The sequence below is a fragment of the Chryseobacterium indoltheticum genome, assembly GCF_003815915.1.
GTDB classification, from domain to species: Bacteria; Bacteroidota; Bacteroidia; order Flavobacteriales; family Weeksellaceae; genus Chryseobacterium; species Chryseobacterium indoltheticum.
Genome location: NZ_CP033929.1, coordinates 1,371,575 through 1,385,564, shown reverse-complemented (window position 1 = coordinate 1,385,564; position 13,990 = coordinate 1,371,575). Strand labels below are relative to the sequence as shown.

Below are 13,990 nucleotides of genomic sequence, written 5' to 3'. Positions count from 1 at the left end.
ATTGAATGTGAATTCTATCATTTGTAATTTTATTTATTCTGCGGGTTAAAGCTAAAAAATAACTTTTTGAGCATTAAAAGAGCGGGAATTTCCGGCTCATTATTTTTATATTTGCATACGAATCACATTTTAATTTTGAAAAATTACAAACTTACTTTAGCCATCCTCACTGTAGCCGTTGTTTGGGGAACTACTTTTTTATCTATTCGTGTGGCTGTCGAGACCATTCCTGCGTGGTTTGTAGCAGGAATCCGCCAGTTTTTAGCCGCAATTATAATGATGGTGATCCTTTTTTACAGAAAAGAATTCAAATGGATTGGCTGGAAAAACCTAGGCTACCAAATTGTTTTTTCAACCTTAATGCTTGTTATCGCCAATGGAATGACCACTGTTGCTGAGGAAACCGTCACCAGCAGTCTGGCTTCATTAGTGAGTGCCTGCTCTCCCATCGTTGTATTTCTAGGAAGTGTGGCGATCGGATTACAGAAATTTAGTTTTCGCGCTTTAGTAGGGATAATAATGTGCTTCAGTGGTATTCTTTTTATATTTTGGGATGGCTTGAATGACCTTTCAAATCCTGATTATCTGGTAGGTGTCATCTTTCTTTTTATCGCAATTTTAGGATGGGCATCGGGAACTATTTTCACAAAAAAACTGAATATTCAGAGTAAAAACATAACCCTTAATCTTTTTTATCAATTTCTTTTTGCTGGAATAGTACAGATATGTTTTGCATTTCTATTTTCAGACTCCTATCAATTTGAAAACTGGAGTATAAAAAGTATTTCAGCAATGCTTTATTTATCTATTTTCGGTTCTGTGGCTGCTTTCTTTGCGTTTCATTATGCGTTAACACGAGTTTCTCCGGTTCAGGTTTCAATTTTAGCGTATATCAACACGATAATTTCAATATTCTTAAGCTGGCTGATTTTGGATGAAACGATTTCTGCTAAATTTATCATCGCAGCGATCTTGATTATTGTCGGGGTTTTTATCATTAATTATAATAAGGAGCTTTTTAAGAGAAAAAAGATTACTGAAGAAGCTTAAAAAATTACAAAAATTCACTTTTATGAATAAAATTATTGCCCTATTTATTTCACTTTTATCTTTGAATGCATACAGCCAAACTGATAAAAATGGAAATCCTGTTTTCAATTCTCTTACTTTATCTGAGGAGAAAGTAGATGATTATGTTCTAAATTCCAACTATTATACTTTAGCCAATAATATTAGTAATAGAAACTCATCTGTTTTTATTAATGAACAACCATCCTTAGACGAAATAGAATTAGCCGCAACCAAACTTCCATCAGATTTTTTTCTTGTCGTTAAAAATCTATCTCCTGTAAAAATGATAATGTTGGCAGAAAAACCTGAGAAGGTCTTTTTTATAATTGACCCTGCAACAGGATCTAATGAAGTATTTTCAACAGATATAAAAGGAGATATCACAGAAAATCGAGCTAATGAGATTATTGAACAAAAATTTGACAAAAAAGCAAAGATTGATGGTAATATTTTATTTTTTAATAACAAAAAATTATCCATTATTAGTACAGAAGAAATTAAAACCAAAGTTAAAAACCTTATAAGTGAAAAGAAACTTAATAAAGGTGAGGCCAATCAAATTAAATTTGCTGATAAAGCTCTGTTGAAAAAAATAATTATTAAAGAAACCACGGAAGGTGGAAAATTAGATTTTTTCACAGAAATAAAAGGTCATGAAAATGATGGAGTTCAAGTAAAACCTGGCGTCTTCTCTACAAAAATTGGAATTGCTCTTTACAAATGGGGGCGTGGAAATTATGAGTTAGGGGTGAATAAAGCTGAAGACGCTTTAAATATTTGGGAAGAAATTAAAGATAGAAAGCCTAGTCAAAGAGAAATTGAGTATATAACCTTGGGATTTAACAAAGAATTGGAAAAGTAGATTTCTTATTAAATATTTTAAGTTAAATTAAGTTGAATAAACACTCAATTTTAAACAATTATGAAACGAATTATTTCCCTGACTTTTATTTTAGTGTCATCATTATTTTTGGCTCAGAATACAAAATACACAGATGCAGAAATCAAAAAAAAATTAGACTCCATAAAGGCTGAAGGCAATCTTCTTTTTTCACTAGAAAATTCATCATGGCACTCTACAGATCTTGCAAGAGAAAACAAAAAAATAAATGGAAATTTTGGTGGATATCTTACCTATAAAAATAATGATACTGTAAAAACGGTGATTTTACATAAAGATAGAAATTTGGTTATTGCAGAATATTCTTTTACAAACAATTCTAAAAAACCTATCAAAGAAAATCTATATCAAAGAAATCTTAATTCAAATGAAAATAATTTAAAAAATATCCGTTCAAAGGTGATTGCACAATTATCAGACCCAAAGTATGAGGTTGGAGTTCCTAATGGTTTTAACTTGAATATCATTACAATTCCATTTGAAGAAAGTTACAAAAACTATGTTATCACCGGTTCTTCTGAAGCAAATGTAATTCCTTTTGGAAATGATTATTTATTCATTACTGATAAAGAGGGAAATATTATATCGAATAAAAAGTTTCACTCAAGATTAATACCTACAATGACTTCAATGCCAGAAGGAGGTATAGTAACAATGTCAACCCATAGTCATTTAAAGACAAATCCCTTTATTTCCGCAACAGACATTTGCACTTTTAAATTATATGCTCCGTTTACCAAACTTGAAGAGTTTTCTGTTTACTCACCTTCATTAGATGGTTATATGATTTATAATTATAAAAAAGACAGCCTTATAAAATCAAAAGATTTTAAATAATGAAAAAAACACTCATCATCTCCATATCAGTAATCGCTCTAATCATTTTATCAATTACCATTTATTGGAATCTTCCTATTGAAATCACCAGAAAATCTGATATTAAATCGGGAAATAAAATAGTTGAGAATATTGAGAATTACCGAAAAAACAGCTACAAACTTCCGGAAGTTAACGATTGGCAAACATTAGAGAAGTTGGGATTACAAAAAGATAATCCTGAAAAACCGGTTTACAACAAAGATGAGACAGGAAATTACGAACTGATCTATGATGACGGTTTAGGCGGTCCTTATTTATTATGGAATTCAACAGAGAAAAAATGGACGATTGATCAGCCAAAAATCAAATAAAAAAAGACTGCCCAAAAGCAGTCTTTCTCAATATATTTCAAAACGTTAAGCAATCACTCTTACCATCGCTTTTACCTGTATCAGTTTCTCCATCAATTCTTCTCTGGATTCTGCCAAAACATTGATGTGTCCCATTTTTCTTCCGGGTTTGGTTTCTGTTTTTCCGTAAAGGTGAATGTAGGTTTCCGGAAGTTTTAAAACGTCTTCCATTCCTTCATAAATTACTTTTCCTGAAAAGCCTTCTGCTCCGACTAAATTCAGCATTCCGCTGTAAATAACGGCATCTGTATCAGCTAAAGGAAGATTTTTTACCACGCGATACATCTGTTCGAATTGCGAATTGGCATTTCCTTCCTGACTTTGATGTCCTGAATTGTGAAGCCTCGGAGCCGTTTCATTGACCCAAACTTTTCCTTCTTTATCTAAAAATAATTCAATCGCAAAAAGTCCCGGAGAATTAACGGCATTCAGGAATTTCTCAGTAATTGAATCGATTTGATCTTCAATTTCTTCACTCAAAAAAACCGGACAAATATTAAAATCAAGCAAATTCAACTTAGGATCTGCAACCATTTCCGTTACAGGAAAAATTTGAGTTTCTCCGTTTTCGTTTTTAGCAACAATTACCGAAAGTTCTTTGTCGATATCAACCAGTTTTTCAAGAACAGAATCCTGTATCCAAAGATTTTTCATGTCTTCATTGGTACGAATAACCTGAACTCCTTTTCCGTCGTAACCGCCTGTATTCATTTTCTGTACAAAAGGAAGTGGTATTTTTATTTCATCTGAGCTACCGTCCATAATTTCAAAATCAGGACTTGGAATATCATGAGCCTTATAAAATTGCTTTTGAAGAATCTTTTGCTGAATGGTTTTAATGATTTGCGCATTAGGCACCACTTTCACGCCTTGTTTTTCAAGTTCAGCCAATGCATCTGCATTTACATGCTCGATTTCGATTGTTACAACATCTTTATCTTTCCCAAAATTCAAAACTGTTTCATAATCATTGAAACTTCCTTGCGTAAAATGCGAAATATTATGACAAGGCGCATCTGATGCCGGATCTAAAGTGTAAAATTCATCATCATACTTCAGCGCTTCCTGAATAAACATTCTTCCAAGCTGTCCGCCTCCCAAAATTCCTATTTTCATTTTTACTTTTATTTTTTCTATTAGATTTAATTATTAGTTGAAACCTTTTTTAAACGCAAAGTTCGCAAAGGTTTTATTTAAATACTTTATGCTTCTAAGCTCGCAAAGGCGTTAGATTTCGTCGAATCTTCGATTTCATTTAGCAAAGACCTTAAAATTTATTGAATTTTATCAATTTTCAAATATCCTAATCCCATCGGATTTTCCTGATTTTCAGCATCAGACTTCATTAAAACAATCGAATATTTTTCTTTCATTTTTCCAGGAAGAATATCATTCACATTGAAAATATCGTCAATATCTACACCATGTTTATCGTCGATGTGACTTACTGCACCTTCAAATCCCATTGTTTTATAAAACTCGGTTTGTTTCGCTTTTTTCACGATTTCAGCCATTGAAGTTCCAACCATTAAATGTTGCTCGTGAAATTCTTCAAAATAACCTTTCTTATATCCGCCTAAATTGATAAAATACAGTTGATTTTCTGAAACTTCTTCTCCTTTTTCTACAATCTTTACTTCAAAACCATCAGCAAATTTCACTTCCTGATAACAGTCGAGATGAATTTTCCCATCAGCTTCTTTCCAGAACTCTTTTATATCCGGCACCAAATCTTTGAGGCTTTCAGCGATCCCAAAGAAAACATCATGTTGTTCTATATTTCTGCCTTTTGGCGTTGCACCGAGGATCATATAAAATAACTTCATTTTGAATTTTATTTTTGCAAAAATACGGCAAAAAATAATCTTGGGTTAATGTTTGCCTGAAAACCGCAATAGTTTTATATTTGTACCATGTCGGAGATCATTATTCTTTTTCTTGGCGCTATCTCGGCCGGTCTTTTAGGTTCACTTACCGGTTTGGGAGGAGGAGTTATCATTATCCCTTTATTAACGCTTGGTTTTGGCGTTCCTATGCATTACGCAATTGGCGCTTCACTGATTTCGGTGATCGGAACATCTTCCGGTGCAGCCGTTGCTTTCGTAAAAGAAGGTTTTACCAATATGAGGATCGGAATGTTCCTGGAGATTGCAACCACTTCAGGAGCAATTGTTGGTGCATTGGTTTCTGGAATGCTGAATCCTAATACAATCGGGATCATCTTTGCCAGCATACTTTTGCTTACAGTTATTTTAAATCTTAAAGGAAAACCCGATCATCAGGAGCCTCTAATTAAAGGAAGCCTTGAAGATAAGCTCAAGCTCTACGGTACATTTCCCGATAAAGGAATTGTAAAAAACTATGCCGCAAGAAATACTGTTCCTGGATTTTTTATGATGATGTTTGCAGGCGCAATGTCGGGTCTTTTAGGAATCGGTTCGGGAGCTTTGAAAGTTTTGGCAATGGATAATATGATGAGATTACCCTTCAAGGTTTCTACAACGACCAGTAATTTTATGATTGGCGTAACTGCAGTAGCCAGCTCATTAATCTATTTTCAGAGAGGAGAAATTATTCCCGTAATTGTAGCACCCGTTTTGGTAGGTGTTGTTGTCGGAAGTTTTATAGGATCTAAAACCTTAATGGTTTCAAAAACAAAAAAACTGAAGACATTTTTTGCCATCGTTATTACGATTCTTTCAGTATATATGATGTATAACGGTATTAGAAGCAATTTCTCATGAGAAAAGATTTTACAGATATTGATCTTAACCGTTCTGTCGGGAATCTCCTTCGTTTGGGCGTTATTTTATCGGTTATCACTTCATTGATTGGTTTTGTAAAGCTTTTTATGGAAGGTTTCCAAATGCCCAGAAAATATAAGCTTCTAGACATGGGAACTTCTTCAGAGAAAGTCTGGAGTCATTTCTGGGAAACACTTTGTAAAGGTGACGGCATGGCCATCATTCAATTGGGAATTTTGATGCTTATTTTCACACCGTTGATGAGAATTATTTTTGCACTTATTGGCTATCTTAAAGAGAAAGATTATGTCTATGTTGTTATTTCTTCAATTGTTTTGGCAATTATGGCGGTAAGTTTCTTTACAGGTTATGCGCATTAATTATCATTGATGATTGATCAACGATAATTGATTTAATTTTCATAAAATTCCAGAGGTAAATCATCCGGATCTTGTGTAAAGAAAAACTCTTTTCCGGTAAATTCATCAATTCGGATTTCTTCGCAGTTTAAACCTTTTTTAATTAATTCTTCACGTTTTTCATTGACGTTTTCTACCGAGAATGCCAAATGCCTTAAGCCACAAGATTCCGGTCTTGAAGGTCTTTTTGGAGGATTAGGAAAAGAAAATAACTCAATCACATAATGTTCTTCGATAGCTAAATCTAATTTATAAGATTGTCTTTCTTCACGATAAACTTCACGGATAATATTTAAACCTAAAATTTCGGTATAAAACTTTTTTGAAACCTCGTAATCTGAGCAAATGATAGCAATATGATGAATTTTCATTTTTAAATTATTTATTACAGTTTGTTCTTCTTGTATCGATTAAATATTGAATTTTCCAGACATTATTTTGTTTGACTAACTGGAAGCTATTGGCTCCGCAGTGCGAAAATTTCCCTTTATAATAGAATTCGTACGGTGTAAAAACGCTTGCAAGATTTCCGTCGACATGAATAGCTTCAAATTTAATCTTTTCGTCTGCATCATTTTTTGATAGCTTAGAGAAAGAGGATAAGAAATCTTGTAGCTTTTCTGTTTTCACTGCATCACTTTTCGTAATTGTTTGTAAAATTGCGTTATCGGCAAAGACAGATTTTATCATGACTGTATCTGCATTTTTCATGCCTGTAAACAGATTTTCTATACTTTCTTTTATTGCATCGTTTTCTGTTTTTTGAGCAAAACAAAACGAGCTTAAAAACAACAGAACTATTAAAAATTTTTCCATGATTACGGTTTAAGGTTTAAAATTAAAAAAAATATGCTCCGGCACAACTGTTTATATAAAAACTGGCACGAAATTACCTGAAAATACCTTATTTTTATCCGTTTATTTTAAGATATATGTGGGAAACTTACCTTGTTCTAAGTATTTTATTACTGATTTTAACCGTATTGCCAAAACTTCCAAGCCCGCATTGGATTTTTCGCTTTCCCGATTTTGGTAAAATACAGATTACCTATTTTACAATTATCACTTTTGCTTTAGGATTTATTGTCGAAAAAACACAATATTTCTGGTATATGCAAGGCTTATTATTAGCCATGATTATTTACCACGGGATCACACTAATAAAATATACTCCGCTTTACAAAGTAAAAAAACAGCCGCAGACCGATAAATCTTCAAAGAAATACCATTTTATTTCTGCCAATGTCTATCAGTTTAATACAGATTTCGGTAAATTTATTCATCTCATCAAAAAAAATAAGCCTGAAATATTCTTAACAATGGAAAGCAACGGTGACTGGGAAAAAGCGTTGCAGGTTTTAGAAAAAGATTATCCGTACCAACATAAAGTTACCCTTGAAAACACATACGGAATGCATTTTTATTCTAAAATGAAAATTGAAGAATCAAAAACGCATTATTTCGTAGCAGATGATATCCCGAGTATTGAGGCACATTTAAAAACTGAAGATGGTTTTGAGTTTGTCTTTTTTGGGGTTCATCCCCCTCCGCCAAGTCCGACAGAAGAAGAAACTTCAAAGGAAAGAGACGGCGACATTCTAAGTGTTGCCAGAAGAGTGACTGAAATAAAAAAACCTGTAATTGTTGTAGGAGATTTCAATAACGTTGCGTGGTCTAAATCTTCCGTTTTATTCAGAAAAACAAGTCATTTGATCGATCCTAGAGTCGGACATGCTTTTGTGTCTACATTTCATGCAAAGTACAGGCTTTTTAGATTTCCTATTGATTTGATGTTTCACAGTGATGATATTTTCATTAAGGATTTAAAAACACTTGAAAATTTTGGCTCAGACCACCTTCCTGTATATTGTGAGTTTTTCATCGACCATCACAATGATGATCAGGAAGAGCGTGTAGAACAGGCAGATGCTGAAGAAATAGCTGAAGCAAAGGAAATGATCGAAGAAGGCAAAGAAGAGGATGGTGAGCGCGATGCGGTAGTTACAGAAGATTGATGAATCCCCTAAAAATCCAGATTAGATTTATTAAAAATATTTTTATTGAATATCAGTAGATTTCTTTTTGCTTCTCAGATAAATACTTCCTGTAACCATCACAAAAAGAACTCCCACGATAAATCCGCCAATGACATCTGTAAACCAGTGCGCACCCAAATAAATACGTGAAACAGCTCCCAAAACAATCATTGCCAGACAAATTACTGTAATTAGTATTTTCCAGGAAATTTTTAAAATGCTCGAAGAGATAGCAATCACCATTAATGTTCCGAAAAAAGCAGTATAAAACAGAACATGTCCGCTCGGAAAGCTTTGATAATGCGTTTCTTCAACAATTCTTACAAAATCTGTCGTTGGCCGTGGACGGTCGATGAGCATTTTTAAAACATAACTTACGCCGCCTGATAAAAGACATGATAATACAAATAATCCTTCCCTGAAATATTTAAATATCAAAAAAACCAAAGAAAATACAGTAACCATGATCGCTGCAACATAAACTGTTCCGAGCCAACTAAAACCTTTCATCAAAACATCCAAAAGCGCACTCGGATCTTCCTGCAGTTCCTGAGAAACGAGAAGATCCCAAGATTTTGGAGACGAGTCGACAACATAAAAACTCAAAAGAAGAAAAACAATGATAAAAAAAATAGAAAAACATAAAAAAAGTGTTTTTCTTCTATCTCTGAAATAGGTTGAGAAATTGCTCAGAAACTCATTATTTTTAAACTCCATGTGATATGCTGAATTTGAATTGTTTTAATTGAACATTTGTGTTTGCAAATTTGATGCAAATGCTTTTCGAAGGGACAAATTAATCATTTTTATTTAAATTATATTTTCTAAAAACTCATTGTAAATTTTACTAAAATAAAGAAAGTATATTTGAAACATTAAACTTTATAATTTTTTTGAAGATCAATTATGATAAAAAAGCAAAGCGCAAAAATAATAGGTTCCGGATTACTTGCCAGCTTTTTGGCAGGAACAATTTTTATGATTGGATTTTTGATCATAATTGATATGCAAACTTCAGATTATTATGAAGACGGAAGACCAAAAATGAATTGTTTTGGCGGTTTACAATATGGGATCGCAATAGGAATTCAGATTTTGATAGCTTTGTTTACTTTACCTGCATTTCTAATTCTTTTTAAGCAAATCAGAAAAAATAAATATCTTGTGTTTCTAGCATTTTTTGCCGGATACTTGCTCTATTTTACTTTAATTTTAGCAAGTCTTTCCGAATTTTCAGGTGAAGAATATGTTATCATTATTCCTTGGATTAACTTTTTGGTGTGGATTATTTACTATTTTAAATTGAGAAGAATGATCAACAGAAATCAATGAAACTTTGCATAGACAAAAAAAGCGAACTAAAAGTCCGCTCCTATATTTTAAAAAGGCCAAAGATCTCGCCAATCCCATCCCCAATTGATTGTTCTGTTTCTTCCCAAAGTTTCAACAACTGAACCTTTATTGTAACTTACATTAAGATAGACTAATAACAGGAAACTAATCAATAAGCAAATTAGTAAAACTCTTTTTTTCTTTTTCATTTTAAAACTTCATCACATCCTTCACTACTCCACTTTTCTGAGTATGTTGCAGCAATTCAGCTTCGATAAAAGTTTTTATTTTTTCTTCTGAACCGTCATTTGGAAATAGCAAATGAACATTTGCACCGGCATCTAAAGTGAAGAATAAAGGCAAATCGGTTTCTCTTCTGAAATCCCAAATTTTATTGATCACTTCTAAAGTTCCTGTTTTCATTAAAATAAATGCAGGGTCGCTCATCATCATCATCGCATGAAGCGTCAATGCTTCGTGTTCTACCAATTTGATGAAGCCTTGCAAATCTCCACTTTTCAAGATTTCTTTCATCGGAACAAAATTTTCTCTTGCCTCCTGAAATCTTCTTTCTGCATAAGGATTCGTATTCATCAAACCATGACCAACTGTAGAAGAAACACTTTTTACTCCTGCATGAATCAGCAAAACCCAATCGTTAAAATCTTTGAAAATATCATGAACTTCAGAATTGAGATATTGTACTGCAAACAAATCTGAGCTTCCCTCAACTTGATCAGATTCTCCCCAAACTACTAATCCGTTGTAAAGACTTCTGCAAGCACTTCCGCTTCCTAATCTTGCTAAAAAAGATGCTTTTGTTAAAGATTCTTCGTCAGATTTTTTCCCGGAAAAACTTTCATCCAACTTCATCAGACATTTTGCAATCGCTCCAAAACCTGATGCTGAACTCGCAATACCTGAACTGTGAGGAAATGTGTTTTCTGTTTTAATGATATATTTTCCTTGTAGAATCCAAGGCAGATATTGCTCGATATTTTTAAAATATTTTTCAATTTTTTCGGCAAATTTCACTTCTTCGTTTCCTGATAGAAAAGTCTGCACAGAAAATGATTCATTTGCTACAAATTCCATCTCAGTATTTGTTTTGCAGTGATTCAATGTAAAACTGATACTAGGATTTGCAGGAATCTGATCCTTATATTTTCCCCAATATTTAATTAAGGCAATATTTGACGGACAGCTTTCTGATACTGTTGTAGATTGTATATTAAAGTTTTCTTTCCCTAAAAATTCTTGTGTTGTCATCGTTTAATTACTAAACTTTTAATTTTATATTTTTTGTATCAACCTAAATATCAACTTCAATTAATACATTTTCTCAATAATATCCGCATATTTTTTTAGTACGATATTTCTTTTCACTTTTAAAGTCGGGGTGATTTCGCCTGAGCCAATTTCAAATTCAGAAGGCATTAAGGTAAATTTCTTCACCTTTTCAAAATCAGAAAGATGCTTTTGAAATTCGTTTACTTTTTCTTTGTAAAAATCCTGTATTTCTTTCTTATTTACTATTTCTTCCCAATTGGTAAACGGGATATTATTTTTCTTAAGATAACTTTCTAAAAACTCAAAATTCGGAACAATTAAGGCCGAGACAAATTGTTTTCCTTCTGCGATCAAAACAATCTGCTGGATGAAATTATTGTTGGTCAGCAAATTTTCGATCATTTGCGGCGCAATATATTTTCCATTGGATGTTTTCATCAGATCTTTGATTCTGTCGGTAATAAACAGATTTCCTTTTTCATCAAACTTTCCTGCATCACCAGTTTTGAACCAGCCATCCTGAGTAAAAACTTTTTCGGTTTCTTCAGGCTTGTTGTAATAACCTTTCATAATTCCGTTTCCTTTTGCCTGAATTTCATCCTGTTCTCCAATACGAATTTCAACACCGGGTAAAGGTTTCCCGCAACTTCCATGCTCAAAATTTGTGAATGGAAAAGCTGTTAAAGTCGCCGTGGTTTCCGTAAGGCCGTAACCAACCGTCAAATGAATATTCACCGATTCAAAAAACTGGGTAACTTCCGGTGACAAGGAAGCGCCTCCACAAGGCATAAACCAAAGTCGGCCGCCCATTTTTTCTTTAATTTTACTGTAAACCAGTAATTCGGCGAATGTTTCTTTTATTTTTAAACCGAATGGAATTTGTTTTTCCGTTCTTCTCAATTCTCCGGTTTGTTTACCAGTTTCTAAGGCCCAATTGAAGATTTTCTTTTTTAATGACGAACCTTCTTCTGCTTTTTCTAAAACTCCTGCATACACTTTTTGGAAAAACCTCGGAACTGCGCACATCATTGTTGGTTTCACCTCTTCCAAAGCTTTCGCTATACTTTTCGGATCTTCTAAAAAATAGACTCTCGCTCCGCCATACAGGCAAAGCAAGCTCCAGCTTCTTTCGAAAACGTGGGTTAAAGGTAAAAACGCTAATGAAAGCTCTTCTTCAAAGTTTTTAAATTTAAAAAACTCAAAATGAGCATCAAATGCTTTAGTGAAATTTCCATGTGTTAACATCACTCCTTTTGGAGTTCCCGTGGTGCCTGAAGTATAAATAATGGTGGCTAAATCATCATCATTTTTAGAAATAATGTCAAGTTCCGGAGAAGATTTGGCAATAAAATCTTCAAGATAAAAACTGCTGAATTCTTTCTTAATCCAGACTGCTTTTTTAGAAACAATAATTGTTTTAATATAATTATCTGCGTCTTCTTTTTTCAAAATTTCAAGACATCCGTCATATTGTACCTGATCTCCTACCAACACAATTTTTGCTCCGGAATCTTTCAGTATAAACTCTGCCTGTTCTGCATTATTGGTAGAATAAATAGGAACTGTAATCGCACCAATTGACATGGCTGCCAAATCGAAAATCATCCATTCTGCAGAATTTTCGGCATAGATCGCTACTTTATCATTTTCGCCAATACCCGAATTTTTCAGAGCATTGGCTGTTTTAAAAACAATTTCGCCAAACTTTTTCCAGCTCAATTCTTTCCAGCCTTCCTTTTTTTTGAAACCGACTGCCGATTTTAAAGGATGCTTTTCTATATTTTTTTTAATAATTGCCTCTGCAAGATTCATTATTTTTTGTTCAGCTTTTTGTCGTTAATATAATTATTGAGATGAAAATCGATGCTTTCTTGTACCGGAATAAATTGAAAATTTAACTTATCCTTAATTTTCTGATTAGAAATAACAGTAAGAGACGAAACGGCATCAATGTTTGATTTTGTAGCCATTTTCAGTTGAGGAAAAATCCATCCGAAAAGTAAATTGGCAATTCTACCGATTTTCAAAGTGCTTTTAGAAAGAATTTTAGCATCTTTCAAGCCTAATTTTGTTCTGATCTGTTTTCCAAGATCAGCGTATTTTTTACTTTCTGATACTAGGATAAAACGTTCTCCGAAAGCATTATTTTCCATTAACTGAATTGAAATTTCAGCCACATCTCTTACGTCAACATAACTTGTTCCGCCCGAGAAAGTAAAACTATTATTCTCAAAGGTCGGGAAAATATCTCCGCTGCTTTTCCCCCAGTTTCCGGTTCCGATGATCATTCCGGGATTGATGACAATCGTGTTTAAGCCTTCTGCAGAAGCTCTCCAGATTTCCATTTCAGAAAGATGCTTTGAAATAGCATAAGCAGAATGTTCTTCTTTAGGATTAAAATCTGAACTTTCGTCGAGCTCACCTTTTTCATTAAATGAATCCAATACAGCAATCGAACTGACGTGAAGAAATTTTTCTACTGTCGAATTTTCACAGGCAAAAAGAAGATTTTCGGTAGCCTTAATATTCGTATGATACATTTCTTTCTCATCTTTCGGATGAAAACTTACTTTTGCAGCACAGTGATAAACTTCGGTAATATCTTTTAAGGCAGATTCAACAGAATTAATATCATCAAAATCAACATCAATCCATTCGATTTTATTAAAAAAATCATCAGGCTTTTCGGTATAAAACTGATAAGAATGTTTTACTTCATTGATGTTGCTTGAAGGTCTTTTTGCAGCACGTACTTTTCTACCTTTTTTCAAAAGTTCCAAAACAATGACTCTGCCTAAAATTCCTGTTGCTCCTGTTACAAAAACCATGAATTTACTTCTAATTGATGACCTGCTAAATTAGTCGATTTTAAATTTTTTAAAAAATAATTTAAGCGTAATTCAGCTTAAAAACGATTTATGCAAATTTGCAACTTTTTCAGCCAAAATTCATTAGATTTTTATAATTA

The 13,990-nt window shown here is 33.2% G+C and carries 17 protein-coding genes; 8 read left to right on the top strand and 9 right to left on the bottom strand.

From position 1 onward, the window contains the following. Window positions 1-135 precede the first annotated feature (135 nt). The 4 genes from EG358_RS06470 to EG358_RS06455 are packed head-to-tail and all read left to right on the top strand — an operon-like array spanning window position 136 to window position 3,162. Complete coding sequence (locus EG358_RS06470) at window positions 136-1,050, top strand: DMT family transporter (protein ID WP_076561886.1); 915 nt, start codon at window positions 136-138, stop codon at window positions 1,048-1,050. A 22-nt stretch (window positions 1,051-1,072) separates the two neighbouring features. After that, window positions 1,073-1,933 (top strand): hypothetical protein, encoded by an 861-nt coding sequence (locus EG358_RS06465; protein ID WP_076561809.1) that lies wholly within the window; start codon window positions 1,073-1,075, stop codon window positions 1,931-1,933. 60 nt (window positions 1,934-1,993) lie between these two features. Continuing rightward, window positions 1,994-2,809 (top strand): hypothetical protein, encoded by an 816-nt coding sequence (locus EG358_RS06460; RefSeq protein ID WP_076561810.1) that lies wholly within the window; start codon window positions 1,994-1,996, stop codon window positions 2,807-2,809. Beyond that, window positions 2,809-3,162, top strand: a complete 354-nt coding sequence (locus tag EG358_RS06455) for a hypothetical protein (protein ID WP_076561811.1) — start codon at window positions 2,809-2,811, stop codon at window positions 3,160-3,162. Before EG358_RS06460 ends, EG358_RS06455 begins: the two co-directional genes overlap by 1 nt. Before the next feature lie 45 nt (window positions 3,163-3,207). Here EG358_RS06455 and EG358_RS06450 read toward each other — a convergent pair whose 3' ends face one another. Together EG358_RS06450 and EG358_RS06445 are read right to left on the bottom strand one after the other, a co-directional pair. Further along, entirely contained in the window at window positions 3,208-4,317 is a 1,110-nt protein-coding gene (locus EG358_RS06450; protein WP_076561812.1) for a 5-(carboxyamino)imidazole ribonucleotide synthase, read from the bottom strand. A 158-nt stretch (window positions 4,318-4,475) separates the two neighbouring features. Further along, window positions 4,476-5,027, bottom strand: coding sequence for a DUF1543 domain-containing protein (locus EG358_RS06445; RefSeq protein ID WP_076561813.1), 552 nt, complete (start codon window positions 5,025-5,027; stop codon window positions 4,476-4,478). Between the two features lie 87 nt (window positions 5,028-5,114). Between EG358_RS06445 and EG358_RS06440 the strand changes: the two genes are divergently transcribed. Further along, complete coding sequence (locus EG358_RS06440; RefSeq protein ID WP_076561814.1) at window positions 5,115-5,945, top strand: sulfite exporter TauE/SafE family protein; 831 nt, start codon at window positions 5,115-5,117, stop codon at window positions 5,943-5,945. After that, window positions 5,942-6,325: a DUF1634 domain-containing protein gene (locus EG358_RS06435; protein WP_076561815.1), complete on the top strand. Its 384-nt coding sequence runs from the start codon at window positions 5,942-5,944 to the stop codon at window positions 6,323-6,325. The genes EG358_RS06440 and EG358_RS06435 overlap by 4 nt, the downstream gene beginning before the upstream one ends. 32 nt (window positions 6,326-6,357) lie before the next feature. On the opposite strand, the gene gloA2 is transcribed toward EG358_RS06435, so the two are convergent. Continuing rightward, the gene (gene gloA2 / locus EG358_RS06430; protein ID WP_076561816.1) at window positions 6,358-6,735 is read right to left on the bottom strand and encodes an SMU1112c/YaeR family gloxylase I-like metalloprotein; all 378 of its coding nucleotides are present in this window, start codon (window positions 6,733-6,735) and stop codon (window positions 6,358-6,360) included. Between the two features lie 7 nt (window positions 6,736-6,742). Beyond that, the gene (locus EG358_RS06425) at window positions 6,743-7,180 is read right to left on the bottom strand and encodes a nuclear transport factor 2 family protein (protein ID WP_076561817.1); all 438 of its coding nucleotides are present in this window, start codon (window positions 7,178-7,180) and stop codon (window positions 6,743-6,745) included. A 116-nt stretch (window positions 7,181-7,296) separates the two neighbouring features. On the opposite strand from EG358_RS06425, the gene EG358_RS06420 reads away from it, so the two are divergent. Beyond that, window positions 7,297-8,379, top strand: coding sequence for an endonuclease/exonuclease/phosphatase family protein (locus EG358_RS06420; RefSeq protein WP_076561818.1), 1,083 nt, complete (start codon window positions 7,297-7,299; stop codon window positions 8,377-8,379). Window positions 8,380-8,421: 42 nt separating this feature from the next. On the opposite strand, the gene EG358_RS06415 is transcribed toward EG358_RS06420, so the two are convergent. After that, window positions 8,422-9,117, bottom strand: a complete 696-nt coding sequence (locus EG358_RS06415) for a phosphatase PAP2 family protein (RefSeq protein WP_076561819.1) — start codon at window positions 9,115-9,117, stop codon at window positions 8,422-8,424. A 189-nt stretch (window positions 9,118-9,306) separates the two neighbouring features. On the opposite strand from EG358_RS06415, the gene EG358_RS06410 reads away from it, so the two are divergent. Beyond that, the gene (locus tag EG358_RS06410) at window positions 9,307-9,732 is read left to right on the top strand and encodes a hypothetical protein (RefSeq protein ID WP_076561820.1); all 426 of its coding nucleotides are present in this window, start codon (window positions 9,307-9,309) and stop codon (window positions 9,730-9,732) included. Window positions 9,733-9,779: 47 nt separating this feature from the next. On the opposite strand, the gene EG358_RS19590 is transcribed toward EG358_RS06410, so the two are convergent. From EG358_RS19590 to EG358_RS06395, 4 genes are read right to left on the bottom strand one after another with little or no spacing between them, the layout of a single operon-like run. Continuing rightward, window positions 9,780-9,941: a hypothetical protein gene (locus EG358_RS19590; protein ID WP_159436392.1), complete on the bottom strand. Its 162-nt coding sequence runs from the start codon at window positions 9,939-9,941 to the stop codon at window positions 9,780-9,782. A gap of 1 nt (window position 9,942) precedes the next feature. After that, on the bottom strand, window positions 9,943-11,001 hold the full coding sequence (locus EG358_RS06405) for a diphosphomevalonate/mevalonate 3,5-bisphosphate decarboxylase family protein (protein WP_076561821.1): 1,059 nt from the start codon (window positions 10,999-11,001) through the stop codon (window positions 9,943-9,945). Between the two features lie 60 nt (window positions 11,002-11,061). Next, window positions 11,062-12,834 carry an AMP-dependent synthetase/ligase gene (locus EG358_RS06400; protein WP_076561822.1) on the bottom strand — a complete coding sequence of 591 codons (1,773 nt, stop codon included), beginning with the start codon at window positions 12,832-12,834 and terminating at the stop codon, window positions 11,062-11,064. Continuing rightward, on the bottom strand, window positions 12,834-13,850 hold the full coding sequence (locus EG358_RS06395) for an NAD-dependent epimerase/dehydratase family protein (protein WP_076561823.1): 1,017 nt from the start codon (window positions 13,848-13,850) through the stop codon (window positions 12,834-12,836). The genes EG358_RS06400 and EG358_RS06395 overlap by 1 nt, the downstream gene beginning before the upstream one ends. Between the last annotated feature and the right edge of the window lie 140 nt (window positions 13,851-13,990).

Bases quoted from the DNA above. Each gene is read 5' to 3' on its own strand.
- EG358_RS06465 (WP_076561809.1), top strand. From the start codon at position 1,073: ATGAATAAAATTATTGCCCTATTTATTTCACTTTTATCTTTGAATGCA.
- EG358_RS06460 (WP_076561810.1), top strand. From the start codon at position 1,994: ATGAAACGAATTATTTCCCTGACTTTTATTTTAGTGTCATCATTATTT.
- EG358_RS06455 (WP_076561811.1), top strand. From the start codon at position 2,809: ATGAAAAAAACACTCATCATCTCCATATCAGTAATCGCTCTAATCATT.
- EG358_RS06450 (WP_076561812.1), bottom strand. From the start codon at position 4,317: ATGAAAATAGGAATTTTGGGAGGCGGACAGCTTGGAAGAATGTTTATT.
- EG358_RS06445 (WP_076561813.1), bottom strand. From the start codon at position 5,027: ATGAAGTTATTTTATATGATCCTCGGTGCAACGCCAAAAGGCAGAAAT.
- EG358_RS06440 (WP_076561814.1), top strand. From the start codon at position 5,115: ATGTCGGAGATCATTATTCTTTTTCTTGGCGCTATCTCGGCCGGTCTT.
- EG358_RS06435 (WP_076561815.1), top strand. From the start codon at position 5,942: ATGAGAAAAGATTTTACAGATATTGATCTTAACCGTTCTGTCGGGAAT.
- gloA2 (WP_076561816.1), bottom strand. From the start codon at position 6,735: ATGAAAATTCATCATATTGCTATCATTTGCTCAGATTACGAGGTTTCA.
- EG358_RS06425 (WP_076561817.1), bottom strand. From the start codon at position 7,180: ATGGAAAAATTTTTAATAGTTCTGTTGTTTTTAAGCTCGTTTTGTTTT.
- EG358_RS06420 (WP_076561818.1), top strand. From the start codon at position 7,297: ATGTGGGAAACTTACCTTGTTCTAAGTATTTTATTACTGATTTTAACC.
- EG358_RS06415 (WP_076561819.1), bottom strand. From the start codon at position 9,117: ATGGAGTTTAAAAATAATGAGTTTCTGAGCAATTTCTCAACCTATTTC.
- EG358_RS06410 (WP_076561820.1), top strand. From the start codon at position 9,307: ATGATAAAAAAGCAAAGCGCAAAAATAATAGGTTCCGGATTACTTGCC.
- EG358_RS19590 (WP_159436392.1), bottom strand. From the start codon at position 9,941: ATGAAAAAGAAAAAAAGAGTTTTACTAATTTGCTTATTGATTAGTTTC.
- EG358_RS06405 (WP_076561821.1), bottom strand. From the start codon at position 11,001: ATGACAACACAAGAATTTTTAGGGAAAGAAAACTTTAATATACAATCT.
- EG358_RS06400 (WP_076561822.1), bottom strand. From the start codon at position 12,834: ATGAATCTTGCAGAGGCAATTATTAAAAAAAATATAGAAAAGCATCCT.
- EG358_RS06395 (WP_076561823.1), bottom strand. From the start codon at position 13,850: ATGGTTTTTGTAACAGGAGCAACAGGAATTTTAGGCAGAGTCATTGTT.